Source organism: Pedobacter sp. Leaf132, assembly GCF_920984695.1.
Lineage (GTDB): Bacteria > Bacteroidota > Bacteroidia > Sphingobacteriales > Sphingobacteriaceae > Pedobacter.
Genome location: NZ_CAKLBO010000005.1, coordinates 157,177 through 181,285, shown reverse-complemented (window position 1 = coordinate 181,285; position 24,109 = coordinate 157,177). Strand labels below are relative to the sequence as shown.

Sequence of the window (24,109 nt, the reverse complement as noted above, 5' to 3'; positions counted from 1 at the left end):
TTAGCTTTACCTACAAACTTGCTAAAGCATTATTTAAAGTTGCACTTGGGCGCATTGCCTTACCTGCCAACTCATCATCAGGGTTATAGTAACCACCAATTTCCTGAGCTTTACCTTGTGCACCAATTAACTCCTCATTAATTTTCGCTTCGTTTTCTGCTAAAGCTTTTGCTAAAGGCGCAAATTTAGCTTGCAAATCAGCATCTTTAGTTTGCGCCGCTAATGCTTCAGCCCAATATAAAGCCAAATAAAAGTGAGAACCACGGTTATCAATGGTGCCTAATTTACGACCAGGAGATTTATCTGTAGCTAAAAATTTAGCATTTGCTTCATCTAAAGCATCAGCTAAAACTTGGGCTTTCGCATTGTTTTGCGTTTGCGATAAATGCTCTAAAGAAGCCTGAAGCGCTAAGAACTCGCCTAAAGAATCCCAACGTAAGTAACCTTCTTCAATAAACTGCTCAATATGTTTAGGTGCAGAACCACCAGCACCGGTTTCGAATAAACCACCACCGTTCATTAAAGGAACGATTGATAACATTTTAGCAGAAGTACCCAGCTCTAAAATCGGGAATAAATCTGTTAAATAATCACGCAATACGTTACCCGTAACCGAAATTGTATCTTCACCTTTACGAATACGTTCTAAAGTGAATTTAGTTGCTTCGATAGGCGCCAGAATACGAATATCCAATCCTGTTGTATCATGATCTGCTAAATATTTTTTCACTTTAGCAATGATTTCTCTATCGTGAGCTCTATTTTCATCTAACCAGAAAACCGCAGGTGTTTCAGATAAACGAGATCTGTTTACAGCCAGTTTAACCCAATCCTGAATTGGAGCATCTTTTGTTTGGCACATGCGGAAAATATCACCTTGCTCAACTTTCTGATCGAAGAAGACTTTACCATCAGCATCAGTAACGCGGATTACACCGGTTCCTGTCGCTTGAAAAGTTTTATCATGCGAACCATATTCTTCAGCTTTTTGCGCCATTAAACCTACGTTTGGAACTGAGCCAATTGTAGTTACATCAAAAGCGCCATTCGCTTTACAATCATCTATAGTTGCGGTGTAAACACCAGCGTAAGATCGGTCAGGAATTAGAGCAATTGTATCTTGAGGCTTTCCTTCTTTATTCCACATCTGGCCCGAAGTACGAATCATTGCCGGCATCGAAGCATCAACAATTACATCACTTGGAACATGTAAATTGGTAATTCCTTTATCAGAATTTACCATTGCTAAAGCTGGCCCGTTTGCTATTGCATCTGCCAATGCAGCCTCAACTTCAGCTTGTTTACCATTGCCAGCAATTTTCGAATAAACATCTCCTAAACCATTGCGGGTATCAATGTTTAGTTCTTTAAACAAATCTGCATATTTTGCAAAAACATCAGCAAAGTAAACTTCTACAATTGCACCAAATATAATCGGGTCAGAAACCTTCATCATCGTTGCTTTTAAGTGCGCAGATAATAAAACACCTGCTGCTTTTGCTTCTTCAATTTCTTTAGCTACAAAAGTTTTTAATGCCGATAAACTTAAAGCAGAACTATCAATTACTTCACCTGCTTTTAAGAGCGTTAAACCTTTCAATTCAGTTACCGTTCCATCTGCAGCAACAAATTCAATTTTAAATTGAGATGCACTTTCAATTGTAGTTGATTTTTCTGAACCATAAAAATCGCCTTCAGTCATGCTGGCAACTTTTGTTTTAGAATCTGCAGACCATTTACCCATCGAATGTGGATTAGCTTTTGCGTAGTTCTTAACCGCTTTTGGTGCTCTTCTATCAGAATTACCCTCACGTAAAACCGGGTTTACAGCAGAACCTAAAACCTTTGCATATTTAGCTTTAATAGCTTTTTCTTCTTCGCTTTGTGCGTTATCCGGGTAATTTGGAATAGCAAAACCTTGCGATTGTAACTCAGTAATTGCACCTACCAATTGTGGAATAGATGCAGAAATATTTGGTAACTTGATGATGTTCGCTTCTGGAGTTGTTGCCAATCCGCCAAGCTCTGTTAAAGCATCGCCAATTTTTTGGTCGTCTTTTAAATACTCAGGAAAGTTTGCCAAAATTCTTCCTGCTAAAGAAATATCTCTGGTTTCTACATCAATACCTGCTGATGCGGTAAAAGCTTGTACAATAGGTAAAAGTGAATAGGTTGCCAACATTGGCGCCTCATCGGTTTTGGTATAGATAATTTTTGATGTATTTGACATGTTTTAATTTGATTTTTACTAATTAATTAACAAGAAATCGGATTTTTTATAAAATCCAGAATTTTAAAATCGCCTAAAGATAAAATAAACAGATGAATTAAGGAACATTGTATTGTTAATTATCCTCGGTTACTTAATTTCAAATCGTTAATGTTTACTTCAATAAAAGAATCAATTTTATAATAAAATGAGTTCGTTTTTGTTTAATTAACGCTGCACAAACAACTCCTCAACTTATGTGTTCTTTTAGTGGTAAACGATTCTTCATCATTAAGAAAACTATGAAAAAACAACTTTTATACACAACGCTTCTTTCCTCGGCAATATTTGCAAGTTGCCAATCTGGTTCTAAATCAAATTCGCAAAGCGATAGTTTGGAAAGCGACACAACAGCTAAAACCGCTGTCGCAGATTTAAATCTTCCGGCACCGGATACTACTGCATCCAAAAATAAATTTAGCAAAGTTATTGGCTGGCCTGAAGGCAAAACCCCGATAGCGCCCGACGGTTTTGTGGTTACAAAGTTCGCTTCGGGGATTAAGAGCCCAAGAAATATGATTATTACCCCAAATGGTGATGTTCTTGTGGTTTTAACAAATTCTGAAAGAAGCACTGCAGAAAAAATTGCAGGCGCTGTAACCGGCAAATCAAAATCAGAAGTTCCGGGTAAAAGTGCAAATACAATTATTCTTTATCGCGATGAAAATAAGGATGGAAAGCCTGAAACAACAACTACTTTTTTAGCGGGTTTAAATCAACCTTACGGGATGGCAATTATCGGCAACAGTTTTTACGTTGCCAATACAGATGGTTTATGGCAATACCCATATAAAACTGGCGATACAAAAATTTCAGGTCAGGGTAAAAAGATTTTAAGTTTACCTGCCGGAGGTTACAATAACCATTGGACCAGAAATTTGATAACTAATGCCGATAAAAGCAAAATATATGTAACCGTTGGTTCTGGTAGTAATGTTGGCGAAAATGGAATGGAGCATGAGGTTAGAAGAGCAAACATTTTGGAAATAAATCCGGATGGTACCGGGGAAAAAATTTATGCAAGCGGATTAAGAAATCCGGTTGGTGTAGATTGGGCTCCTGGCACAAATATGTTGTGGACTGCAGTAAACGAAAGAGATGGTTTGGGTGATGATTTAGTGCCAGATTATATTACAAGCGTTAAAGAGGGAGGTTTTTATGGTTGGCCTTATGCCTACTTTGGTCAAAACGAAGACCCACGTTTAAAAGGCCAAAAACCTGAATTAGTGGAGAAAACAATTGTACCAGATGTTGCTGTTGGCTCACACACAGCATCATTAGGTTTAGCTTTTTATAAGGCAACTAAATTTCCTCAGAAATACCAACGAGGAGCATTTATCGGTCAGCACGGTTCATGGAATCGTTCGAAAATTTCGGGTTATAAAGTTGCATTTGTTCCTTTTAAAAATGGCAAACCAACAGGCAAGCCTGAAGATTTTTTAACCGGCTTTATCGCTAATGAAGAAAAAGCTGAAGTTTATGGAAGACCGGTTGGTGTAACGCTTACGCCTGATGGAGCACTACTGGTTGCTGATGATGTAAGTGGAGTGGTTTGGAGAGTTGCAGCTAAGTAAAAATCGAAATCAATAATTTTCAAAGCAGATTAAAATTGTAATTTTAGTCTGCTTTTTATTTTAATTAAATCTTAAACCCAGCCCTTTGAAATCACTTTTCTCAATAGCTTTTCTATTCATATCTTATTCTGCCATTGCCCAAATTTCAAAACCTGATACCGTTAAAAAATTAGATGAGGTTGTTGTAAAAGGATATTATAATAGTGAACAAATCATTCGTTCAGTTTCGGCAGTTAGCCTTTTAGATAGCAATCTGCTTCGTTACCAACCATCAGCTTCAATGGTAAGCGCTATTAACACAATTGCCGGGGTAAGAATGGAAGAGCGTTCGCCAGGTAGTTACCGTTTATCGCTTCGCGGAAGTTTACTACGTTCTCCTTTTGGTATCCGAAATATTAAAATTTATATTGATGATTTTCCTTTAACTGATGCAGGAGGCAATACTTATTTAAATTTAATTGATGCCAGTGCGATACAAAATCTCGAAGTTTACAAAGGGCCGGAAGCGAGTATTTTTGGTGCAAATACCGGGGGCGCAATCTTAATCAATAATCCAGAAATTACGAATAAAATTGAGGCATCCATTACTGCGGGCTCATTTGGTTTATTTCATCAAACGTCAAACATTTCCCATCAATTTAAAAATTACAGTTTAAACTTTGTGCAAGGTTATCAGGAAAGCAATGGTTATCGCGAAAACAGCACTATGAAACGTAAATATTTCCAAACCAATCATCAATGGAATTACAATAAATCGGGTGTTTTAAAAGCATTTATTTTTTATAGTGATTTAGCATATAAAACGCCGGGAGGCTTAACGCAGGCACAAATGGAATTAAATCCGCAGCAAGCCAGGCCAGCAACCCCAACCCTGCCAGGAGCGATTACACAACAAGCTGCAATATATAATAAAACCATTTTTGGCGGATTATCAAATGTTTATCAATTAAATGAAAATTTCAAACACGTGGTTTCCATATTTACTTCCTATACTGATTTTAAAAATCCATTTATTACAAATTTTGAAAAGAGGTATGAAAATACCCTTGGTTTAAGGACTTTTCTGGAGTATAAAAAATCGTTCAGCAATTTAACATGGAATAGCCAATTAGGTTTGGAAAGTTCATCTACAAAATCGCAAGTCAGAAATTTTAATAATAATGCAGGCATAACAGGCACAGCCCAAGCTTTTGATGATTTAAAAGCCTTTCAGGATTTTGGCTTTTTTAGAACTACATTCGATATCAATCGAAAATTGTTGATTGAATTAGCCACGAGTTTAAATTTTTATAAATATAAATATCAAAGCTTTTTCCCGGTTTCGACAGCACAAAGAGAAAGGAAATTTGCAGAACAGTTGATGCCCAAACTGGCAATTTCGTACTTAATTAATCAAAATTTTTCTGTAAGAAGTTCTGTTAGTAAGGGTTACGCCCCACCAACAATTGCCGAAGTACGTTCATCAGACAATAACATTAATAATGATTTACAGGCAGAAAATGGATGGAATTACGAAGTTGGCTTGCGTTACAAATCGCTGGACAATAGATTTTATGCAAACGCTAATGTTTATCAGTTTAAATTAAAAGATGCTATTGTTAGAAGGTTAAATTCTAACGACACTGAATATTTTGTAAATGCAGGTGGAACCAATCAAAAAGGAATTGAGATAGAAACGTCATTTTGGGTAATAAAAGAAAACACCGGACTTTTAAATGCTTTAGAAATTAGAAATAACTATACCTACAGCCATTATTATTTTGATGATTTTAGTAACGCGACAAATAATTTTTCGGGCAATAAGTTAACCGGCGTACCTGCAAACGTATTAGTAAGCAGTTTAAGTTTTCAGTTTAAAAGTGGTTTTTATTTGTTTGCGCAACATAACTACACATCATCTATACCGCTAAATGATGCGAACAGCGTTTTCTCAAAGCGTTATAATTTAATAGAAGCCAAAGCTGGTGTTAGTGCGCTTAAAATTGGCAAAACAAAACTGAACATTTTTACAGGGGTTAATAATCTACTAAATGAAAAGTATAGCTTAGGTAATGACTTAAATGCGGCTAATAACCGATACTTTAATCCGGCAGCATCAAGAAACTACTACGTTGGTACAGCCATTAAACTATAATGCCTTACTTGTTTTAACAAATAAGGCATTACACATCAGAAAAATTTGTTTACATTTTTCATGGGATGTAGAGCTGATAGGATAGACGATTTATTTAGTTTGTTTGGTTTGTAGTTTCGTTTTCTTTAAGATAAATTTCATTTACAACAATTTCTATTGAGTAACGCTTGCTTCCATCTTTTGCTTCGTAAAAATTATTGAGCAAACGTCCTTCAATACTTAAATGTGTACCCTTTTTTACCTTTTCTGCAGCTAATTCTGCTTTGGCGCCCCAAAAAGTTAGCGTAAACCATTGTGTTTTCTTAACCTCCTGTCCACCAGAAGTTTTGTAAGAATCATTAACAGCCAGTTGTACCTTTGCTAATTTTAGTGTACCAGATAAATTTTTAATTTCTGCATCTGCACCTGCAAATCCACTTAATTCTACTTTGTTTGTAATCGCATCCATAATATAAATATTTAGTTTCTTGATAATTAAAGACCAATAGTGCAATTCACTACCGACAGAACAAAGTTGCATATAACCGAAAGGCTTACTCGGGTATTAAACATTTATAGTCGTTTATAAACGTTTAAAATCGGCTATGACACTGATTTAAAAGGATTTATTTTTTGTACCTTATATATTTTATTAATTTTATGCCGTCATCCCATAATTAACTTTAGAAAAATTATGGACCGTTTATGCCTCGATTGCGGTAACCCGGTTAAGGGTCGTGCCGATAAAAAATTTTGTGACGACTTATGTCGCAATAACTATAATAACCACCTAAAAGCTGAAGATAACGCGATTGTTAAAGCAGTAAATTTGATTTTGAAAAGAAATCGCTCAATCCTATCGAAATTTAATCCGGATGGAAAAGCTAAAATAACCCGAAACAAGTTAATAAGTGCGGGATTTAATTTTAATTACCATACTTCAATACACCTTACACATAATGGAAACACTTATATTTTCTGTTATGAGTTTGGTTACCTTGCTATTGGAGAACTTGACATTTTAATTGTAAAAAAGGAATAGGTTTTGCCACACCGCATTTCTTGCCTGGATAATAACTTTTTTGCTTATCAGCAATAAGAATTAAATTTTAAGAATACATTAGCATAGTATTTAGGAATTCATGGAGCAAAGCATTAAACCATCACCAACCGAGCAAGTTTCTGCATATATAGATAAACTTGAACCAAACGTGGCAGAAATTATTCAGGCCATTAGAAAGTTGATTTTATCTACAGATAAAGAAATTGCAGAACATATTAAGTGGAATAGCCCAAGTTTTTACTATACCGGTAAAATTAAAGACTTCGATGCGAAAGAATACAAAAGAGATATTGCAGTATTAAACCTAAATAAACAACGAATTATGCTTGTTTTGCCAACGGGCGATAGGATAACTGAAAGTTTGGATTTATTAGAAGGGAATTATAAAGATGGTAGAAGGATAATAAATTTTAAAGATTTAGATGATGTTTTATCTAAGGCTACAAAACTTCAAAAAGCAATAGAAAATTGGCTTCAAACAGTTGAGCAATAAAAAGGTCAAGTATATAAACTCGACCCAATTATATTCTCTTAATATTCTTTTATTTAAATTCACTCAGCTCCACAACTCTGTCTGGATCGCTCACTTTTAAAAATGATGTTCCTTTTGCGTTTTTATACCAGGTGAAATTATTATTGAAATTCGCCATATTCTCTGGAGCAAGCAAATCGCTTGAAGCCTTTAGATCTACAGATTCGCCAGTTTTATAATTCGTTTGATAAAGAGAAGTTTTTGTGGCAAATACAAATGTGGTTTTATCAGGCGAATATAAAATGAAACGACCTTGTATGCGCTCCGCATCATTTTGTCTTTTCAGCTGATAAACTCTACCATTTATTATCGTTACTACGTAATCGTTATTAAGTAAAAAAATACTCAGCGTTAACTCTTCCAAACCCTTCGTTATTTTACTATCCATTGCGCCATTTGATGGGCGATCGAGTTTGGTAACTTCTGGTTGCCCGTTATGTAGCGAGATTATGTAAAAGGGAGAAACTAAACCTGAACTATCCGCAACCTGAACAATTGCCGCAGTTTTCTGAGTATTTAAAAATCTGGGTTGTAAAAAAATACTTGCAACTGGTTTTGGGTCGTTTTTAACTGAAATTACAGTGTCTTTGTATTTAACATTGTAGGTAATTGCATTTACATTAGATGAATCAACCTTTTTAAAAGTTAAAATATCTTTTTTGCTTTTAGGAGTAGTATTGAAATTCTCTTCTCCGGTAAAATTATTTGCAACTATTGTTTTTTCCAGCTTCGATTCACTACAAGAGAAAAAGCAAATTGAGATTAGTACGAATAAGTAAGTTACTTTCATAAAACAGATGTCTTTTTTTTACTAATTTATAATCTTTATTTCCCAAATCAATAGTGATGGTTAAAGTATTACGTAAAAAAGTGCTCTAATTAAAAAATACATAAATAAAAGATAACATGGTTTGTAAGCAATTATTTAAGGTTTATGTAACGATTAAACATTCATTTTTAGGTATTTATTTAATGACAAAAAATTTGATTGTCATGATTAAAAAACTTTTTGAAAACAGATATATCATATTTTTGCATTTTACATCAAAAAATAAATGAAACAAAATTTGCAACACGTTGCCATTGTGGTAAATGATTATGATGAAGCAATTGAATTTTATACTCAAAAATTAGATTTTGATTAATTGAAGATACGCGTCTATCTGATACAAAACGTTGGGTTCTAATTAAACCAAAAGGTGACAGTGGAAGTTCAATATTGTTAGCAAAAGGCATAACCGAAGAACAAAAAAGCAGAATTGGCAATCAAACTGGTGGTAGGGTATTTCTATTTTTGAGCACTGATAACTTTGAAATAGATTATCAAAAGTTGGTTAATAATGGTGTCATAATTATAAGGGAACCAAGTATTGAAGAATATGGTAAAGTGGCAGTTTTTGCAGATTTATATGGTAATCTCTGGGATTTAATTGAATCAAAAAAATCTGAGCCTTACTTCTACTCTACCAGAATTTAAAAATAAAGGATACAACAAGAATAGAGTTTACAATTTCAGAACTAAAAAAATTAAAGGATTTAACTCTTTTAGAAAGTGGAAATATTTTGTTCGAGATTAAAAGACTAAAAGAAGACCCAAGTGTGATAGTTTTATGGGAATGTTTTAAGAACGAAGAAACTTTCAATAAAAATTTAAAATCTCAACATTTAAAATCATTTCTTAAACTTGATTTGGTAGAATTTGAAAAAGGTTATTTAACAGATAATATTGATTAATAAAAAACAACTGCCCACAATTAATCCTAATTTAAAGCTGACCAAAGTTTATGTAATATTTGCTTTGGTTTGGTTTTTGTGAAAGTTTTAAAAATTATCAATTATGAAAAACCTACTTATCCTCGGGATTGCTTTATGCTTTTTTAGTTCATGTTTAGAAAAAGTTAATCCTGATACCTTAAAAAATACAAACTGGGAATTGACGAGCATAACCGGAATTACATTGCCTGAAAGTGGTACAGCGTCTTTAATATTTGGAGATAGCCTAAAGGTGAGCGGAAAATCTTTTTGTAATAGTTATGGTGGCAAGGCAGAAATCAATGAAGATAAGGTTTCTTTAAAGAATCTCTTTAGTACAAAAATGTTCTGCCAGGACACTGATTCATCAGAAAGGGCTTATTTAAATGCCTTAAACGAAACCAATAATATAAAAATCGTTGATAATAAGCTTGAACTACTAAAAGATGAAAAAACGCTGTTGGTTTTTACCAAAGTAAATTAATATTCATATTTCAAAAAGCCCGATAGAAATTTTTAGTATTTTCGGGCTTTCTGTTCCAAGCCTCTTAAATGCCGATAGCAAAAATTAAAGAAGATTTAAAGTTCTTTTTCTCTACTTTGAGAAAGGCATTTAACGTATTTCAGGAAAACGATCCTTTGCGCTTAGCTGGCGCAACCGCATTTTTTACTAATTTTGCATTACCACCCATATTAATTATTTTAATTAGGCTTTTCGGTATGTTTACCGATAGAAGAACACTTGTTGCAAACATTTTTGACCGTCTGGCTAATATTTTAGATGAGAATAGTATTAAGCAAATCAGACTTACATTAAGAAACATCCGCGGCATAGACCAGGAATGGTATATCACTTTATTAAGTTTTGTATTTTTCTTTTTTGTGGCTACTACCCTATTTAACGTAATAAAAAATTCTTTAGAACAAATCTGGAGTATTGGCATGAGCAGTAAAAAAGGCATTGTTAATACCTTAAAATCCAGGGCTATATCGGTAACCATTATACTCTTGGCTGGTATTTTATTTTTTATAGGTTTACTGGCCGACAGTATTCAGGCGGTTATAGGTTCCTACCTTAAAACCAATTCTCCATCATTTGAACTGATTGCAACATCTATAATTAACCAAATTGTATTTGTAATTATTGTTACCGCATGGTTTACAATTCTGTTTAGATTTTTAACTAATGGTCGCCCAACCTGGCGAGCCGCAATTTCTGGTGGATTATTAACCGGATGCCTGTTTACAGCAGGAAAATATATTTTACGCATTTTGCTTCCGCTAAGTAATATCAGCAATATTTATGGTTCTGCAGGTTCTATAATTGTAATTATGCTGTTTGTATTTTACTCATCGCTAATATTCTATTTCGGAGCATCGTTTATAAAAGCCTTAAGTGTTGGCAGGGAAACACCAATTATCCCTAAAAATGGTGCATTTGCTTATGAACTAACCGAAGTAGAAAACCAAATGATTGAGCACAAAAAAAGGACAGAAGTTTAATTCTGTCCTTTTTTACTTTTTTTAGATTATTTATCCCACCGCAGGAATTTTTTCATATCCTTCCATTTCAAACACGGCAAGCTTATTAAGTAAGTTATAATGTAATGTTCCGAATAGATTTACCAATCCATCTTTGCTTCTGCCTTCCATCCAAACCGACTCTTTAACAATTTCAGTATTTCTGTTTACCTGACTTTTAAAGATGTTATTTTCATCTTTAATAATCAAATCATTAACATCAATCCTAAATTCATTTAAAAGCGAAATGAAACTTTGGCCTTTTAGTAATAGTTCCTTTAAATTCATGGCGATATATTTACAAGGTTAGGTTATTACTAAAACCACACGATGTTAAATTGGTTTTAAGTTTATGTAAAATAATTACAAAATTCGGTATCCAACACCGATTGTAAATAAGTTAAGTTTGGTATCCGGGTAACCTGCCTTATTTATTTTAGATAAACCAAGTTCGTAACGAGCATCTAAACTAAGTTTTTTAATGTCTAAACCCGCACCAAATTGCCATGCAATTGCCTGGTCTTTAAAGTTTGCTTTAAAAACATTTCCTGCTGCCTGCCCAAAGCTTTGATTTTCATCAAGGATTAAAGAAAAAGCAGGTCCTGTATTTATTCTTATACCCACGCCCGCAGCGCCAAATTTTGTTCCAATTAGTAAAGGAACATCTAAGCTGGTAAAACGAACTTCGTTAACTTCGCCCGTAGCATCACTTACCAAATTTGTTTTTTTGCCAGAAATATATAATTCTGGTTGAAAATGAAGACCACCCGCTCCAACCCTCGCCCACAAACCACCATAAAAGCCGGTTCTGTTAGTACTACTAAACGTGTTTTCAGGATCAAATTTTGAAAAATTTGCGCCCGCCTTTACACCAAGTTGAAATGATGGTAAAACTTGCGCATTGGCAAAAAATCCTGCTAATGCGCAGGCCAGAGTTAAATAAATGGTCTTCATAACAATAGGGATAATTAAGTTATAAATTAGTTGATAGCATCATTAATCGCTTGTTGCTCTTTTAAAGCTTCAACATTATTTTTATTTCCAAAGTTCTGTGTTTTATCTGCAAAGTAATCCAAAATACCTGAAATGGTATCTAAGTTATCTGCTAAATTCTGATGAATATCTGGTAAATCTTTTTCCAGTCTGCTATCACTTAATTCGATATTATCAACCTCAATTTTAGCAATTTTTTGAATAAGCGCCTGTTGTGAGTTCTGCACATCCTCTAACTCACGCACTATCTTTTCCATTAATTCAAATTTTTCTAAAGTATTCATAAGTTTTTGTTTTAAATGATTAATTAGTAGATAATAAACCAACTTGTGCGTTTTTTGTTTTTTTTAAGGATAAAAGTTTGGAATTATAAGAAACAACTAATACTTTAGTTTAAAATTCCAGCCATATGAAAAAGTTAATTATCCTTCTACTATTCGCTTTATCAATATCAGTTTCTGCGCAAAATCAAGCCTTTGATAAGGAAAAGCTTTTTGAGTTATACCAGTTGCAAAAATATAGTGAAGCAGCAGATTATCTGAGTAAAATTTACGGTGATGATACTAAAGATTTAAAAGCGCTTAGTCAAATTGGTTATTGCTATATGATGGCCGATAAAACAGCCGATGCAGAGAAATTTTACGCCAAAGCAAATCAGTTACAGCCAGAAAATTTATCAATATTATTTAATCTGGCAAGTATCGTAGCCAAAAGAGGAAATAATAATAAGGCAAACACACTATACGAGCAAATTATTAAAATTGATAGTAATAGCTTTTCGGCATATAAACAACTTGCAAACCTGCAAACTGAACCTTTGAGTGTGAAAAAGATTAATTACCTGAGAAAGGCCAATAAACTAAACCCAACAGATGCAGATGTAGTTTTTGATTTGGCCGAGCTTTACATGAAATCAAATCTATTTTCTATGGCAAAGACCATATTAGCACCTGCACTCAAAGTAGATTCGACTAATATACAATTGCTTAAAATAAAATTACCTATTGCGCTGTCGCAATCGCAACTTGATGAAGCCTTAGCCACCGGACAAAAATTGCTTGCACTAGGCGACAGCTCATCGTTCGTAATGAATAATTTGGGTAAAGTTTATTACATGAAAAAAGAATTTCAGAAAGGGCTGGATTGCTTTAAAAAAGTGAGTAAACTAGCTGATGAAGATAGTAATGAAGGACTTTATTACAATATGGCGCTTTGCTACAGAGGATTAAAAGATTACAACAATGCTGCTGTATACTTTACCAAAGCCATTAATGCAGGAATTTCGAAGAAAACATTATTGTACTATACCAAATTAGGTGAAAGCTATGAGCAAATCGAAAAGTTTGAAAGCGCTGCTGCAGCATATAGAAAGGGTGCATTTTTTGATAACGAAGGTAGTATGCTTTATATTTTAGCGCAGATTTATGATATGAAGTTAAACCAGAAAACAAATGCGATAAATACCTATGCACAAGTTTTAAAGGTATTGCCAAATACCGAAGGCAATAAATCTGTTTTCGAATTTATAAATAAAAGGATGGAAATTTTGAAAAAGTAGTTAGTTTAAATCTTCAAAAACCGGCTTAACATTATCCCAAAATTCATCAAGTGCTACTATTCTTGGTTTAAAGAATGATATCAAATCTGGCCATTGGCTTTTGTTAAAAATGCTAATGCCTTTAAGGGTAATTATAATTTGGCTTATGGTTTTACCGTATTCATCTGTATAATCTTGTATCCATTCCCACTCTTCATTCACGGTATTGGTAAACATTGCTTTAAATTCTTCAAACTGATTAAAGATTAAATGCCTTATTCCAATATCTGAATGGGTAAGTTGGATTGAAATACTTGCTTTCTTATTATCGGCATCCATTTTAAAAAATATATTTTTTACGCCGGTTTTGTAATTTATCCAATGTACTGTAGAGCCACCGGCAGATGGAACAGGTTTCATGTACTGGCCAAAACTTATCCAAAATTGCTGACGTAAACGTGCCGCCTCTTCCTTACTGTACATACAATTATTTATTACCTATCAAGCGGGCAACATATTTACCAATAATATCAAATTCTAAATTTACGGTATCTCCAACCTCAACTTCGTGCAAATTGGTGTGCTCAAATGTATATGGAATAATAAAAACAGAAAATTCATCGCTTTGCGAATTTACAACAGTTAGGCTGATGCCATTAACACAAACAGAACCTTTTTCTACAGTAACATTGCCACTCGCTGCATCGTACTTAAACCTGTATTCCCAGCTTCCATCCAACGTTTCTCTTTTTATGCAAGTTGCAGTTTGGTCTACATGCCCCTGAACAATATGGCCATCCAACCTGCCATTCATTTGCATGCAACGCTCCAAATTTACTTTACTGCCAACTTTTAAACTACCTAAACTGGTTTTACTCAAGGTTTCATCAATCGCCGTTACGGTATGCGTATCATTACTTAATGCCACAACTGTAAGGCAAACACCATTGTGGGCCACACTTTGGTCTATTTTTAATTCGTGGCTAATTGCCGATGCAATGGTAAAATGGATATTTGTATGCGCTTTTTTAATGGCTTTTATTTCGCCAAGGGTTTCTATAATTCCGGTAAACATGGTAAGGGATTAGTATTTTAATCTGTTTTTTCTCCAATCTGATGAATTTTTAACTGCTGATGAATTTGTTAAATTTCCATCTTTCTGATTGAAAAGTTTTGTTGCAATTAAAGCCGCAATTAATGCTTCGGTTTCATCCTGACTTTTTAAGCTATCGGCATTAAAATATTTGCCAACAAAGTGAGTGTCGAATTTCCCTGATTTAAACGCTTCGTGCTGCATTACAAATTTACCAAAACCAAGCGTGGTTTCTATCCCGGTAATCTCATATTCTTCAATTGCCCTAACCATTCTGTTAATTGCCTCTTCCCTATCTTTACCAAAGGTGATGAGTTTTGCAATCATTGGGTCGTAATAAATCGGGATTTTCATACCCTGTTCAAAGCCATCATCAACCCTTACACCGTTTCCTTTAGGAATTTTATAAGTTTCCAGTGTACCAATATCCGGCAGGAAATTATTGTTCGGGTCTTCGGCATAAACTCTTAATTCTACGGCGTGTCCGTTAATTTTTAAGTCTTCCTGGGCAAAAGATAAAGCTTCGCCCCGGGCAACTTTTATTTGCTCTTTAACTAAATCTATTCCTGAAATTAATTCCGTAACCGGATGTTCAACTTGTAAGCGGGTGTTCATTTCCAGGAAGAAAAAATCGAGATTCTCATCTAGAATAAATTCAACAGTGCCTGCTCCGGTGTAATTTACAGAACGGGCAACATCAACTGCACACTTGCCCATAAGCGCTCTAATTTCTGGTGTTAACACCGATGATGGTGCTTCTTCAACAACTTTTTGATGGCGACGCTGAACCGAACATTCGCGTTCAAACAAATGAACAATATTGCCATAATTATCGCCCAAAACCTGAATTTCGATATGCCTTGGTGAAGTAACGTAACGCTCGATAAAAACAGAACCGTCGCCAAAAGCAGAAGTCGCCTCGCTCACCGCAAGTTTCATCTGCTCTTCAAAATCCTCTACCTTTTCTACAATCCGCATTCCCTTTCCACCGCCACCTGCAGCCGCTTTTATCAAAATAGGAAATCCAACTTCAACAGCTCGTTCTTTAGCTTCATTTACATTTTTTATAGCCTCTTCCGTTCCGGGAACCATCGGGATATTGTACTTTAAAGCTGCGGCTTTTGCTGATAGTTTATTGCCCATTGTTTCCATTGCCTGTGGCGATGGACCAACTAAAATTAAACCTGCATCGGCAACCATTTGCGCAAAACCTGCATTTTCCGAGAGAAAGCCGTAACCTGGATGAATAGCCTCAGCACCTGTTTTCTTACAGGCATTGATGATATTTTCACCTAAAAGATAACTTTGATTAGAGGGCGCCGGACCAATGCAAATGGCTTCATCAGCATAACGAACATGCAGGGCATTTCTATCAACTTCCGAAAAAACAGCAACCGTTTTAATACCCATTTCTCTTGCCGACCGCATAATCCGGAGCGCAATCTCTCCACGGTTTGCAACAAGTAATTTAGAAATCTGACGAAAATTTAATTGTTTATCTGGCATTTGGTTAGTAATAAATACAGCTTAAAATACAATTTGCTTTAAAACAAATGTAATATAATTTCGATTGCTCTATCAACCATTTCGGGGCTAATATCCAAATGCGTTACAAACCTGATGGTACTGTTGCTGGTTGTAGCACATAGCAAACCCTTATTTTTAAATTGCTCTACAACTTTAGCTGCCGTTCCGTTTTCAACTTCAAAAATTACAATATTGGTTTCAACCGGCATTATCGATTTTACGTATGGTGTTCGGGCTAATGCAGCGGCTAAATCTTTGGCATGTTTATGGTCGTCTTTTAATCGTTCAACATGATTATCTAAAGCATATATGCCTGCTGCGGCTAAAAACCCAGCTTGCCTCATACCACCGCCAAAAGCTTTTCTAATTTTTCGGGCTTTTTTAGTGGTTTCTTTACTCGCTAACAAAACTGAACCAACAGGAGCACCCAAACCCTTTGATAAACAAACCGATATGCCGTCAAAATATTTGCCATAATCATGCGCTTTATCGCCGGTAGCGGTTAGCGCATTAAATATTCTGGCGCCATCTAAATGCAGTTTTAAACCCTTAATATTACATAAGTGATGAATTGGTGCTATCTGATTAAGGTTGTAACAGCTTCCACCACCTTTATTTACTGTATTTTCGAGCACCAATAAGGATGAGTTTGGATAGTGAATATTATCTTCATTAATTTCTGGCTCAATCAGCTCGGGCGTTAAAATACCTCGTGTTCCATTCAATAACCTTACAGATGCAGCCGAATGAAATGCAATACCACCAATTTCATAACGATATACGTGTGCTGTTTGGTCGCAAATTACCTCATCCATGGGCTGAGTAAAACATTTAATGGCAATTTGATTGGTCATTGTTCCGGATGGACAAAACAAACCAGCTTCCATGTTAAACATTGCAGCAAGTTTTGTTTCCAAATGGTGTACAGTTTCATCTTCACCAAAAACATCATCGCCAACTTTTGCCTGCATCATGGCTTCTAACATTCCGGCTGTTGGTTTTGTAACGGTATCACTCCTGAAATCGATAATTTTATTAGTCATTATGCTAAAAATTTGTAAAATATTTATTTCAACTTAAAAAAGACCAATGCCTTTTCGGGTATAATTTTAAGGTTTTAATGCAATTAAACGGCATCTATAGTGTATTTTTTACACACTTAAATTTAAACAACAATAAATTGTTAAAAAATTATTAAAAAAAAAGATACAAAATATAAGACTTTTTATACTTTTATCGTGCTAAAACCAAAAATAAATAAAATGATAGTAATTGCAGACGGTGGATCAACCAAAACAAATTGGTGCTTGATTAACGAGGCCGGCAGAAAAATTTACTTTAATACCGAAGGTTACAATCCATATTTTTCAAAAGGAGAATATATTGTAAAATCATTAAGAGAATCTCTTCCGGACCACTTAGAAAGAGAAAAATTAACCGCGGTATATTACTATGGAGCTGGTTGCTCTACACCGGCTAACAAAAAAATTGTTGCCGATGCTATGCAACAAGTTTTTACAAATGCAGAAATATTTGTTGGCCACGATTTACTTGCGTCTTGCAGGGCTTTACTTGGAAACGAGCCGGGTTTTGCTGCAATTTTAGGCACAGGAACAAATTCTTGCCTTTACGATGGAAATGACATCACCTTAAACATCGATTCTTTAGGTTATTTCTTAGGCGATGAAGGAAGCGGTTCTTACATTGGTAAAAGAATTTTAAGCGATTACATGAAAGGCTACATGCCAAAAGGTTTGAGAGAAGCTTTTTATGATAATTATGCTTTAACAAACGAAGATATTTTTGATAATATTTACAACAAGCCATTGCCAAACCGTTTTTGTGCAAGTTTTAGTAAATTTTTATACGATTTTAAAGATAGTTATGAAGACTATACTTATAAGACCATCGACTATGCTTTCACGGCATTTTTCGAGGCTTTAGTAATTCATTACCCTAACTACAAAGACCATAAATTAAACTGTGTAGGCTCTGTAGGGTATAGTTTCCGAGATATTTTGAGCATTGTTGCCGACCGCTACGAAATGGGCGTTGGTAAAATTATCCGTTCTCCGATAGATGATTTAGTTCACTATCATTTAGAACTTGCTCCAAAGGCTTAGTTTAGAGTTTAAAGGGGAAAGTACAAAGTTTAGAGTACAAAGCTTAGAGTACAAAGTTTAGAGTATAAAGTTTAGAGTACAAAGTATAGAGTACAAAGTATAGAGTTTAAGATTTAGAGTACAAAGTTTAAGTTCTACCAAAATAAAAAAGGTTCAGTTTGAAATTTCAAACTGAACCTTTTTTGCTAATAATCTATTAGATCAACACTTTCGACTTCCAACTTTTTACTTTCTACTTTTCACTTTTCACTTTTCACTTTCCACTTTCCACTTTCCACTTAAAAAGATATTTCCTTACCGAAAAGTTTAGCGTATTTACGTTTATCAAATCGGTATAATGTAGCAGCTCTGTAAGAAACGCCTTTTTGTTTTTCATCAAGTTCTTTCAATACACCGAAACTTACAATCTTCTTTCTAAAATTTCTCTTATCCAGTTTTTTGCCAAGCACTAGCTCATAAACATGCTGTAATTGAGTGAGTGTGAATTTCTCTGGAAGCAATTCAAAAGCAATTGGCTGGTGCTTAATTCTTCGTTTTATTTTCTCTAAGCCCTTATCGTATATCTTCTGATGGTCGAAAGCCAATTTTGGTAAGGCCGTAATTGGCAACCAATTAGCCTGTTTTGCGTAATTACTTACCGGGCGTAAATCTTTATCACCTCCTAAACGTATCAGCGCATAATAAGCTAAGGTGATAACCCTTCCCTGCGGGTGTCTACCAGGATCGCCGAAAGCATAGTATTGTTCCATGTATATGCCACGCAAACCTGTTAATTCGTATAAAATTCGAGAAGCAGATTGATCTAAACTTTCATCAGGACCAACAATATTTCCTGGCAGCGCCCACCAATCTTTAAAAGGTTCTTCATTCCTTTCGATGAGTAAGATTTTTAATTCCTTTCCATCGAATCCAAACAGCACACAGTCGATGGAAAAAACGGAATCTAAATGAGGTAAAATTTGTTCCAAGGTAAAATTTAGTTAATTTAAGCGTTAAAGGTATGACTTTCAATATTAAGTAAAAAAAATAAAATAAATTACTTAGTGTAGAAAATACACACTATATTCGTAACACGAAGATGAAACCAAATATTAAAAACATAGCCGTACTTACATCTGGAGGTGATGCTCCAGGTATGAATGCTGCAATTAGAGCGGTTGTACGTACAGGAATTTACCATGGCATTAACATGTTTGGTGTTATGCAAGGCTATCAAGGTTTAATAAATAACAACATTAAACCAATGGATGCACGCTCTGTAAGTAATATTTTACATTTAGGCGGAACCATTCTTAAAACAGCAAGATGTTTAGAGTTTAAGACAGACGAAGGTCAGCAGATTGCATTCGATAATTTAAAAGCTAACGATATCGACGCTTTAGTTGTTATTGGTGGCGATGGAACCTTTACCGGCGCTAAACGTTTCGGCGAAAAATTTGGCGTTAAAGTAATTGGCATTCCGGGCACAATTGATAATGATTTAAGTGGCTCTGATTTTACTTTAGGTTACGATACCGCAATAAACACAGTTGTAGAAGCAATTGATAAAATCAGAGATACTGCCGATGCCCACGATAGATTGTTCTTTATCGAAGTAATGGGTAGGGATTCTGGTTGTATTGCTTTAAGAAGCTCTATAGCAAGTGGTGCCGAAGCCGTTTTATTACCGGAAGTAGAAACCAGCGTTGAAGACCTTATTCAGAAATTAGCATTGGGAGCCGCAACTAAAAAATCATCGAGTATTGTTATTGTAGCCGAAGGACACAAACAAGGTGGCGCTTATGATATTGCAAAGCGTGTTAAAGAAACATTTGACCACTATGATACCAAGGTTACGATTTTAGGTCACCTTCAAAGAGGTGGAAGCCCAAATAGTTTCGACCGTATTTTGGGTAGTAGATTGGGCTACGCAGCGGTTAATGCACTAATTGCCGGAGAAAGCGCAAAAATGGTTGGCTTAAATGGTAATTCAATAAAATTAACAAGCATTGATGAGGCGCTTAGCGCTCATTCATATAAACTTGAAAACGATTTAATGGAAATGACGGAAGTTTTATCCATATAATAAAAATGATAGCAGTTGTTTATAGTGGTTCGAGAACAGCATTTTGGAAATTAACTCAAAATGGAGAAGTTGTGGCGCACTGCAATACTACAGGTATAAATCCATGTTTTGTTGACAAGAAAACAATCCTCCAAATTTTAAACAAAAAGATTGTACTTGTTAATAATGCTGAAAATATTAAAAAGATATATTTCTTTGCTGCAGGTGCATCATCTATGGATAGAAAAGATGAACTTGCAGAAACTTTGTCATCTTTCTTTAGATATAGTAAGGTTGTGGTAGAAAATGATTTATTTGGCGCTGCGAAGGCAGTTTGCTATAATAAATCGGGTATTGTTAGTATGTTAGGTAGTGGCGCTAACACCGCTTACTTTGATGGAAAAAATCCCCATGTTAATAATTTTGGCCTTGGTTATGTTTTAGGCGATGAAGGTTCTGCAAATTATTTAGGTAAAATGCTTCTAAGAAGTTTCCTGAACAACAAATTACCTAAAGAACTTGAAACTAAGTTTATCAGAACTTATAATTTAGATAAAAGTCAGATACTTGAAAGGATTTACAATAAGCCACAGGCAAATATATTTTTAAGTTCGTTTCTCGATTTTTTTGTACAGAATAACAAACACGGACATATAATAAAAATGGTTGATGAAGGTTTTGAAAAACATTTCCAAACATACATCTTACCAATAAAGGAAAAATATCCTAAAGAAGATTTACATTTTGTTGGAACGGTTGCAGCAGAATTTGAAGATAGGTTAAGACACACAGCCGATAAATACGATTTAACTATCAAAACCATTATAAAAGAACCAATACTAAATTTATTAAAACATTACACTAATTAACAAAACAATGAGCAAAATTGGAATAAACGGCTTTGGCCGTATCGGCAGACTCGTTTTTAGAGCTGCATTAAAAAGAGGATTAGATATTGTAGCTATTAACGACTTAATTGAGCCGGATTACATGGCTTATATGTTAAAATATGATACTACCCACGGTAAATTCGATGGAACAATTGAAGTTGTAGATGGTAACCTAGTTGTTAATGGCAAAACCATCCGCGTTACTGCAGAAAAAAATCCTGCTGATTTAAAATGGGATGCTGTAGGTGTAGAAGTTGTTATCGAATCTACAGGTTTATTTTTAACTCGTGCTGATGCTGAAAAACACATCGCAGCAGGTGCAAAAAAAGTAGTTTTCTCTGCTCCGGCAAAAGATAGCGACATCCCTACTTATGTAATGGGTGTTAATCACGATAAATTAACGGCTGACCAAACTATCGTTTCTAATGCATCATGTACTACAAACTGTTTAGCACCTATTGCTAAAGTTTTAAATGATAACTTCGGTATTGTTGAAGGCTTAATGAGTACAATCCATGCGGTAACTGCAACTCAAAAAACTGTTGATGGACCATCAGCTAAAGATTGGAGAGGTGGCCGTGGTGGTTTCTCTAACATCATTCCATCATCTACCGGTGCAGCTAAAGCAGTTGGTATGGTATTACCAGAATTAAAGGGTAAACTTACAGGTATGTCTTTCCGCGTTCCTGTTGCTGATGTTTCTGTAGTAGATTTAACTGCTCGTTTAGAAAAACCAGCTACTTATGAGCAAATTAAGGCAGCTATGAAAGCAGCTTCTGAAGGCGAATTAAAAGGTGTTTTAGCTTATACTGAAGATGAAGTTGTTTCATCTGATTTTATTGGTGATGACCACGCATCTATCTTTGATGCAAAAGCAGGTATCTCATTAAACGATAACTTTGTAAAAGTTGTTTCATGGTACGATAACGAGTGGGGTTATTCTTCAGCGTTAGCTAAATTTGTAGAATACTACGCAAGCCTGTAATTATAATTATTAAATAATATATTTTTATTTAAAGGTTAACATTGAAAAATGTTAACCTTTTTTTATTTACTAATAAAATTAAAATTTAAAAAAGAGATTATGGTATGTTTATTGCAATCAATTTAAAAAATATTGAAGAAAATTTAATTTATTGGTTACATAAAAGAATAACAAATTCTTAATACTGCATAAAGAATCTGAAATCGAAAAAATTAGCAATAAAATAACATGATTTCACATTATTTAACAATTAGTTAACCAATTTCCTCACTAAATTTGAAGATTATTATTATTTATCGTGAAAATTAAGCTAAATAATAATTGAAATAAAAATATGACAAAAAAAATACTTAAAAATTTCTTAGTGTATTTTTTACACTAAGAAATTTTTTACTATATTTGTAGAGTAATAATCAGAGATTGATTTTACATTGATAAAAAAGATAAATCATTTTCTACGTTAACATTTGTTCACTGGAAAATTTAAGACAAAGCCTGGCTCATAACAGGTTTATATTTGGTTAGAAAAAAGAGATACGTCTGGATGGAGTATCTCTTTTCTTATTTTACGCCATATTACGCACTGAAAATCAATAGGTTAACTAAGATGCCAAACTGGTATGTTTATGATTCTGTTAATTTTTACTTGCATTATTTATATATTAAAATATGCAATTACCGTTTATCTAAACACTTTTATCTTTCGTTAGTTCGTCCTCAATCCCTGATACCCTCTCAGCTTACATCACGTATTCATCAGCAAAACTAAAATAGCTATTATTGGCAACTGTAATATAACCGCAAACTTCAATATCAAATAGTTGACAATCTTTTAATTTCTGTGCTAGTGTTTATCAGCTTCGCTAGGTCGTAAATTTTCCCTTGGACGATTCTGTACTAATATCAATCTACTGATTTTTTTTGTGCTGTTGCAAGAAGACTTTTAGTTTGATAAAGCACTAATGATACTTAAGATAAAGATTGCATCACTCATTAATTTTTATGATCAGAGGTTAATAGAAGTCCTAAAATTACTATTATTGTTAAAAAAGAAATCTACCGCATAACTTTATCTAACTACTCATGTCATACAAACATTGCCCGAATTGCCAAAAAAAAATGGATGGTCTTATGACTTCTAGATACATTCTAAGTGATCAAACTATCGCAATTATCAATTCATTGCACAATCCCAAGGCTGAAGCATACTGCAATGAGTGTGGCTTGAACATTTTAGCTGAAAAGAAACTCGCTATTGATACCGCAAAGGCAGTTTTGATGGCCGAAATTGAAAGCCTAATATCAGCAATACCCATTATCACAATTCAGAATCCAACAAAGTGGAATTTCAAGATTCTTGGGTTGATTAGTGCTCAATCAATCTCAGGCACTGGTTTTCTATCAGAATTATCAGGCTCTTGGGCAGATTTCACAGGCGGGCAATCATTGACTATGTCAAATAAGGTTTCTTCAGGTGAAGAGATATGCAAAAAGAAATTACGCCTTGTCTGTGCGTTGCATGGTGGTAATGCAATAGTTGGAACAGATATCGACTATTCTGAGGTAGGTGGAGGCAAAGGTATGTTAATGGTTTGTATGGCAGGAACGGCTGTAATTGTTGATTTAGAAAATGAAGATTTTGACACTAAGCGTGACCGACTGAAATTACTAATAAGTAAAGTTAATGAATTGAATGCCATACCAGTATTAAAGCATAGCGAATATTATAGTTAATGAGATATAAATTTTTATCTACTTAGTTACATACCGTGAATGTTGTGCAGCGATTGTAGACATGTGTTTTGTATTTGCTTTGTTGCATTCTCAGCTTTAGCATCCGTTCCAGACAATTTTTTCGCCTGAGCGAATAGCCCTTGTGATTATTATCTGCCATTGATAGCCGTTTGTAGTTTGTCTATCGCTTAATAGCTCAAGTTCTTCTCCTGTCATCATAATATCATTTACTATTTATACTACGAGTCCTTATTATTCCGAAGCGTTTCTTTACCTGCTTTTACTCACCCGTAGCATAGGAAGATCTTATGAGGCGATTAAAAATTTAACACCCTCAAAAACAGGTATTTCAAGGATAT

26 protein-coding genes are annotated in these 24,109 nt (G+C 34.5%); 15 read left to right on the top strand and 11 right to left on the bottom strand.

From position 1 onward, the window contains the following. Positions 1-10 precede the first annotated feature (10 nt). Positions 11-2,230 carry an NADP-dependent isocitrate dehydrogenase gene (locus tag LUA86_RS11555; protein ID WP_231462248.1) on the bottom strand — a complete coding sequence of 740 codons (2,220 nt, stop codon included), beginning with the start codon at positions 2,228-2,230 and terminating at the stop codon, positions 11-13. Between the two features lie 281 nt (positions 2,231-2,511). On the opposite strand from LUA86_RS11555, the gene LUA86_RS11550 reads away from it, so the two are divergent. Together LUA86_RS11550 and LUA86_RS11545 are read left to right on the top strand one after the other, a co-directional pair. After that, the gene (locus LUA86_RS11550) at positions 2,512-3,843 is read left to right on the top strand and encodes a sorbosone dehydrogenase family protein (RefSeq protein WP_231462241.1); all 1,332 of its coding nucleotides are present in this window, start codon (positions 2,512-2,514) and stop codon (positions 3,841-3,843) included. 85 nt (positions 3,844-3,928) lie between these two features. Beyond that, complete coding sequence (locus LUA86_RS11545) at positions 3,929-5,977, top strand: TonB-dependent receptor (RefSeq protein WP_231462239.1); 2,049 nt, start codon at positions 3,929-3,931, stop codon at positions 5,975-5,977. A gap of 94 nt (positions 5,978-6,071) precedes the next feature. On the opposite strand, the gene LUA86_RS11540 is transcribed toward LUA86_RS11545, so the two are convergent. Continuing rightward, positions 6,072-6,425, bottom strand: coding sequence for a single-stranded DNA-binding protein (locus tag LUA86_RS11540; RefSeq protein WP_231462233.1), 354 nt, complete (start codon positions 6,423-6,425; stop codon positions 6,072-6,074). A gap of 225 nt (positions 6,426-6,650) precedes the next feature. Between LUA86_RS11540 and LUA86_RS11535 the strand changes: the two genes are divergently transcribed. Further along, a complete protein-coding gene (locus LUA86_RS11535) occupies positions 6,651-6,998 on the top strand; it encodes a hypothetical protein (protein ID WP_231462230.1) in 348 nt (115 codons plus the stop codon). 100 nt (positions 6,999-7,098) lie between these two features. Next, the gene (locus LUA86_RS11530; RefSeq protein ID WP_231462224.1) at positions 7,099-7,512 is read left to right on the top strand and encodes a DUF1801 domain-containing protein; all 414 of its coding nucleotides are present in this window, start codon (positions 7,099-7,101) and stop codon (positions 7,510-7,512) included. Between the two features lie 49 nt (positions 7,513-7,561). Here the strand turns inward: LUA86_RS11530 and LUA86_RS11525 are convergent, their stop codons facing one another. Beyond that, positions 7,562-8,341, bottom strand: coding sequence for a hypothetical protein (locus LUA86_RS11525; RefSeq protein ID WP_231462218.1), 780 nt, complete (start codon positions 8,339-8,341; stop codon positions 7,562-7,564). Between the two features lie 265 nt (positions 8,342-8,606). Between LUA86_RS11525 and LUA86_RS19350 the strand changes: the two genes are divergently transcribed. The 5 genes from LUA86_RS19350 to LUA86_RS11505 all read left to right on the top strand — a co-directional run bounded on the left by LUA86_RS19350 (position 8,607) and on the right by LUA86_RS11505 (position 10,806). After that, positions 8,607-8,696 (top strand): VOC family protein, encoded by a 90-nt coding sequence (locus LUA86_RS19350; protein WP_370634363.1) that lies wholly within the window; start codon positions 8,607-8,609, stop codon positions 8,694-8,696. Positions 8,697-8,770: 74 nt separating this feature from the next. Then, the gene (locus LUA86_RS11520; protein WP_231462216.1) at positions 8,771-9,028 is read left to right on the top strand and encodes a VOC family protein; all 258 of its coding nucleotides are present in this window, start codon (positions 8,771-8,773) and stop codon (positions 9,026-9,028) included. An 86-nt stretch (positions 9,029-9,114) separates the two neighbouring features. Beyond that, positions 9,115-9,285 (top strand): hypothetical protein, encoded by a 171-nt coding sequence (locus tag LUA86_RS11515; protein WP_231462214.1) that lies wholly within the window; start codon positions 9,115-9,117, stop codon positions 9,283-9,285. A 103-nt stretch (positions 9,286-9,388) separates the two neighbouring features. Continuing rightward, complete coding sequence (locus tag LUA86_RS11510; RefSeq protein ID WP_231462205.1) at positions 9,389-9,787, top strand: META domain-containing protein; 399 nt, start codon at positions 9,389-9,391, stop codon at positions 9,785-9,787. Positions 9,788-9,855: 68 nt separating this feature from the next. After that, positions 9,856-10,806, top strand: a complete 951-nt coding sequence (locus LUA86_RS11505) for a YihY/virulence factor BrkB family protein (RefSeq protein ID WP_231462203.1) — start codon at positions 9,856-9,858, stop codon at positions 10,804-10,806. Between the two features lie 30 nt (positions 10,807-10,836). Here the strand turns inward: LUA86_RS11505 and LUA86_RS11500 are convergent, their stop codons facing one another. The 3 genes from LUA86_RS11500 to LUA86_RS11490 all read right to left on the bottom strand — a co-directional run bounded on the left by LUA86_RS11500 (position 10,837) and on the right by LUA86_RS11490 (position 12,101). After that, positions 10,837-11,112 (bottom strand): hypothetical protein, encoded by a 276-nt coding sequence (locus tag LUA86_RS11500; RefSeq protein WP_231462201.1) that lies wholly within the window; start codon positions 11,110-11,112, stop codon positions 10,837-10,839. A 75-nt stretch (positions 11,113-11,187) separates the two neighbouring features. Then, positions 11,188-11,778: a porin family protein gene (locus LUA86_RS11495; protein WP_231462199.1), complete on the bottom strand. Its 591-nt coding sequence runs from the start codon at positions 11,776-11,778 to the stop codon at positions 11,188-11,190. A 26-nt stretch (positions 11,779-11,804) separates the two neighbouring features. Then, positions 11,805-12,101, bottom strand: a complete 297-nt coding sequence (locus LUA86_RS11490; protein WP_231462175.1) for a hypothetical protein — start codon at positions 12,099-12,101, stop codon at positions 11,805-11,807. A gap of 125 nt (positions 12,102-12,226) precedes the next feature. On the opposite strand from LUA86_RS11490, the gene LUA86_RS11485 reads away from it, so the two are divergent. Continuing rightward, positions 12,227-13,375 carry a lipopolysaccharide assembly protein LapB gene (locus LUA86_RS11485; RefSeq protein ID WP_231462173.1) on the top strand — a complete coding sequence of 383 codons (1,149 nt, stop codon included), beginning with the start codon at positions 12,227-12,229 and terminating at the stop codon, positions 13,373-13,375. Here the strand turns inward: LUA86_RS11485 and LUA86_RS11480 are convergent, their stop codons facing one another. From LUA86_RS11480 to LUA86_RS11465, 4 genes are read right to left on the bottom strand one after another with little or no spacing between them, the layout of a single operon-like run. Beyond that, positions 13,376-13,837 (bottom strand): DUF4268 domain-containing protein, encoded by a 462-nt coding sequence (locus LUA86_RS11480; protein WP_231462172.1) that lies wholly within the window; start codon positions 13,835-13,837, stop codon positions 13,376-13,378. It lies immediately after the preceding gene. Positions 13,838-13,841: 4 nt separating this feature from the next. After that, a complete protein-coding gene (locus tag LUA86_RS11475; RefSeq protein ID WP_231462171.1) occupies positions 13,842-14,429 on the bottom strand; it encodes a riboflavin synthase in 588 nt (195 codons plus the stop codon). A 9-nt stretch (positions 14,430-14,438) separates the two neighbouring features. Further along, positions 14,439-15,953 carry an acetyl-CoA carboxylase biotin carboxylase subunit gene (gene accC / locus LUA86_RS11470; RefSeq protein ID WP_231462169.1) on the bottom strand — a complete coding sequence of 505 codons (1,515 nt, stop codon included), beginning with the start codon at positions 15,951-15,953 and terminating at the stop codon, positions 14,439-14,441. Between the two features lie 38 nt (positions 15,954-15,991). Next, the gene (locus LUA86_RS11465) at positions 15,992-17,017 is read right to left on the bottom strand and encodes a low specificity L-threonine aldolase (protein ID WP_231462161.1); all 1,026 of its coding nucleotides are present in this window, start codon (positions 17,015-17,017) and stop codon (positions 15,992-15,994) included. A 219-nt stretch (positions 17,018-17,236) separates the two neighbouring features. On the opposite strand from LUA86_RS11465, the gene LUA86_RS11460 reads away from it, so the two are divergent. Further along, the gene (locus LUA86_RS11460) at positions 17,237-18,097 is read left to right on the top strand and encodes a BadF/BadG/BcrA/BcrD ATPase family protein (RefSeq protein WP_231462159.1); all 861 of its coding nucleotides are present in this window, start codon (positions 17,237-17,239) and stop codon (positions 18,095-18,097) included. Between the two features lie 278 nt (positions 18,098-18,375). Here the strand turns inward: LUA86_RS11460 and LUA86_RS11455 are convergent, their stop codons facing one another. After that, a complete protein-coding gene (locus tag LUA86_RS11455) occupies positions 18,376-19,065 on the bottom strand; it encodes an NUDIX domain-containing protein (protein WP_231462152.1) in 690 nt (229 codons plus the stop codon). A 110-nt stretch (positions 19,066-19,175) separates the two neighbouring features. Here LUA86_RS11455 and pfkA point away from each other — a divergent pair, with 110 nt between their 5' ends. The 4 genes from pfkA (at position 19,176) to LUA86_RS19345 (ending at position 23,750) form a co-directional block, all read left to right on the top strand. Then, on the top strand, positions 19,176-20,162 hold the full coding sequence (gene pfkA, locus LUA86_RS11450; RefSeq protein ID WP_231462145.1) for a 6-phosphofructokinase: 987 nt from the start codon (positions 19,176-19,178) through the stop codon (positions 20,160-20,162). Positions 20,163-20,167: 5 nt separating this feature from the next. Further along, positions 20,168-21,010 (top strand): hypothetical protein, encoded by an 843-nt coding sequence (locus tag LUA86_RS11445; RefSeq protein WP_231462133.1) that lies wholly within the window; start codon positions 20,168-20,170, stop codon positions 21,008-21,010. A gap of 7 nt (positions 21,011-21,017) precedes the next feature. Then, positions 21,018-22,016, top strand: coding sequence for a type I glyceraldehyde-3-phosphate dehydrogenase (gene gap, locus LUA86_RS11440; protein ID WP_231462130.1), 999 nt, complete (start codon positions 21,018-21,020; stop codon positions 22,014-22,016). Between the two features lie 1,083 nt (positions 22,017-23,099). Further along, a complete protein-coding gene (locus LUA86_RS19345; protein WP_370634362.1) occupies positions 23,100-23,750 on the top strand; it encodes a heavy metal-binding domain-containing protein in 651 nt (216 codons plus the stop codon). Positions 23,751-24,109: the final 359 nt, after the last annotated feature.

What these genes read in the sequence shown, in the direction of transcription:
- LUA86_RS11555 (WP_231462248.1), bottom strand. Translation starts at nt 2,230, where the DNA reads ATGTCAAATACATCAAAAATTATCTATACCAAAACCGATGAGGCGCCA.
- LUA86_RS11550 (WP_231462241.1), top strand. Translation starts at nt 2,512, where the DNA reads ATGAAAAAACAACTTTTATACACAACGCTTCTTTCCTCGGCAATATTT.
- LUA86_RS11540 (WP_231462233.1), bottom strand. Translation starts at nt 6,425, where the DNA reads ATGGATGCGATTACAAACAAAGTAGAATTAAGTGGATTTGCAGGTGCA.
- LUA86_RS11535 (WP_231462230.1), top strand. Translation starts at nt 6,651, where the DNA reads ATGGACCGTTTATGCCTCGATTGCGGTAACCCGGTTAAGGGTCGTGCC.
- LUA86_RS11530 (WP_231462224.1), top strand. Translation starts at nt 7,099, where the DNA reads ATGGAGCAAAGCATTAAACCATCACCAACCGAGCAAGTTTCTGCATAT.
- LUA86_RS11525 (WP_231462218.1), bottom strand. Translation starts at nt 8,341, where the DNA reads ATGAAAGTAACTTACTTATTCGTACTAATCTCAATTTGCTTTTTCTCT.
- LUA86_RS19350 (WP_370634363.1), top strand. Translation starts at nt 8,607, where the DNA reads ATGAAACAAAATTTGCAACACGTTGCCATTGTGGTAAATGATTATGAT.
- LUA86_RS11510 (WP_231462205.1), top strand. Translation starts at nt 9,389, where the DNA reads ATGAAAAACCTACTTATCCTCGGGATTGCTTTATGCTTTTTTAGTTCA.
- LUA86_RS11505 (WP_231462203.1), top strand. Translation starts at nt 9,856, where the DNA reads ATGCCGATAGCAAAAATTAAAGAAGATTTAAAGTTCTTTTTCTCTACT.
- LUA86_RS11500 (WP_231462201.1), bottom strand. Translation starts at nt 11,112, where the DNA reads ATGAATTTAAAGGAACTATTACTAAAAGGCCAAAGTTTCATTTCGCTT.
- LUA86_RS11495 (WP_231462199.1), bottom strand. Translation starts at nt 11,778, where the DNA reads ATGAAGACCATTTATTTAACTCTGGCCTGCGCATTAGCAGGATTTTTT.
- LUA86_RS11490 (WP_231462175.1), bottom strand. Translation starts at nt 12,101, where the DNA reads ATGAATACTTTAGAAAAATTTGAATTAATGGAAAAGATAGTGCGTGAG.
- LUA86_RS11485 (WP_231462173.1), top strand. Translation starts at nt 12,227, where the DNA reads ATGAAAAAGTTAATTATCCTTCTACTATTCGCTTTATCAATATCAGTT.
- LUA86_RS11480 (WP_231462172.1), bottom strand. Translation starts at nt 13,837, where the DNA reads ATGTACAGTAAGGAAGAGGCGGCACGTTTACGTCAGCAATTTTGGATA.
- LUA86_RS11475 (WP_231462171.1), bottom strand. Translation starts at nt 14,429, where the DNA reads ATGTTTACCGGAATTATAGAAACCCTTGGCGAAATAAAAGCCATTAAA.
- accC (WP_231462169.1), bottom strand. Translation starts at nt 15,953, where the DNA reads ATGCCAGATAAACAATTAAATTTTCGTCAGATTTCTAAATTACTTGTT.
- LUA86_RS11465 (WP_231462161.1), bottom strand. Translation starts at nt 17,017, where the DNA reads ATGACTAATAAAATTATCGATTTCAGGAGTGATACCGTTACAAAACCA.
- LUA86_RS11460 (WP_231462159.1), top strand. Translation starts at nt 17,237, where the DNA reads ATGATAGTAATTGCAGACGGTGGATCAACCAAAACAAATTGGTGCTTG.
- pfkA (WP_231462145.1), top strand. Translation starts at nt 19,176, where the DNA reads ATGAAACCAAATATTAAAAACATAGCCGTACTTACATCTGGAGGTGAT.
- LUA86_RS11445 (WP_231462133.1), top strand. Translation starts at nt 20,168, where the DNA reads ATGATAGCAGTTGTTTATAGTGGTTCGAGAACAGCATTTTGGAAATTA.
- gap (WP_231462130.1), top strand. Translation starts at nt 21,018, where the DNA reads ATGAGCAAAATTGGAATAAACGGCTTTGGCCGTATCGGCAGACTCGTT.
- LUA86_RS19345 (WP_370634362.1), top strand. Translation starts at nt 23,100, where the DNA reads ATGTCATACAAACATTGCCCGAATTGCCAAAAAAAAATGGATGGTCTT.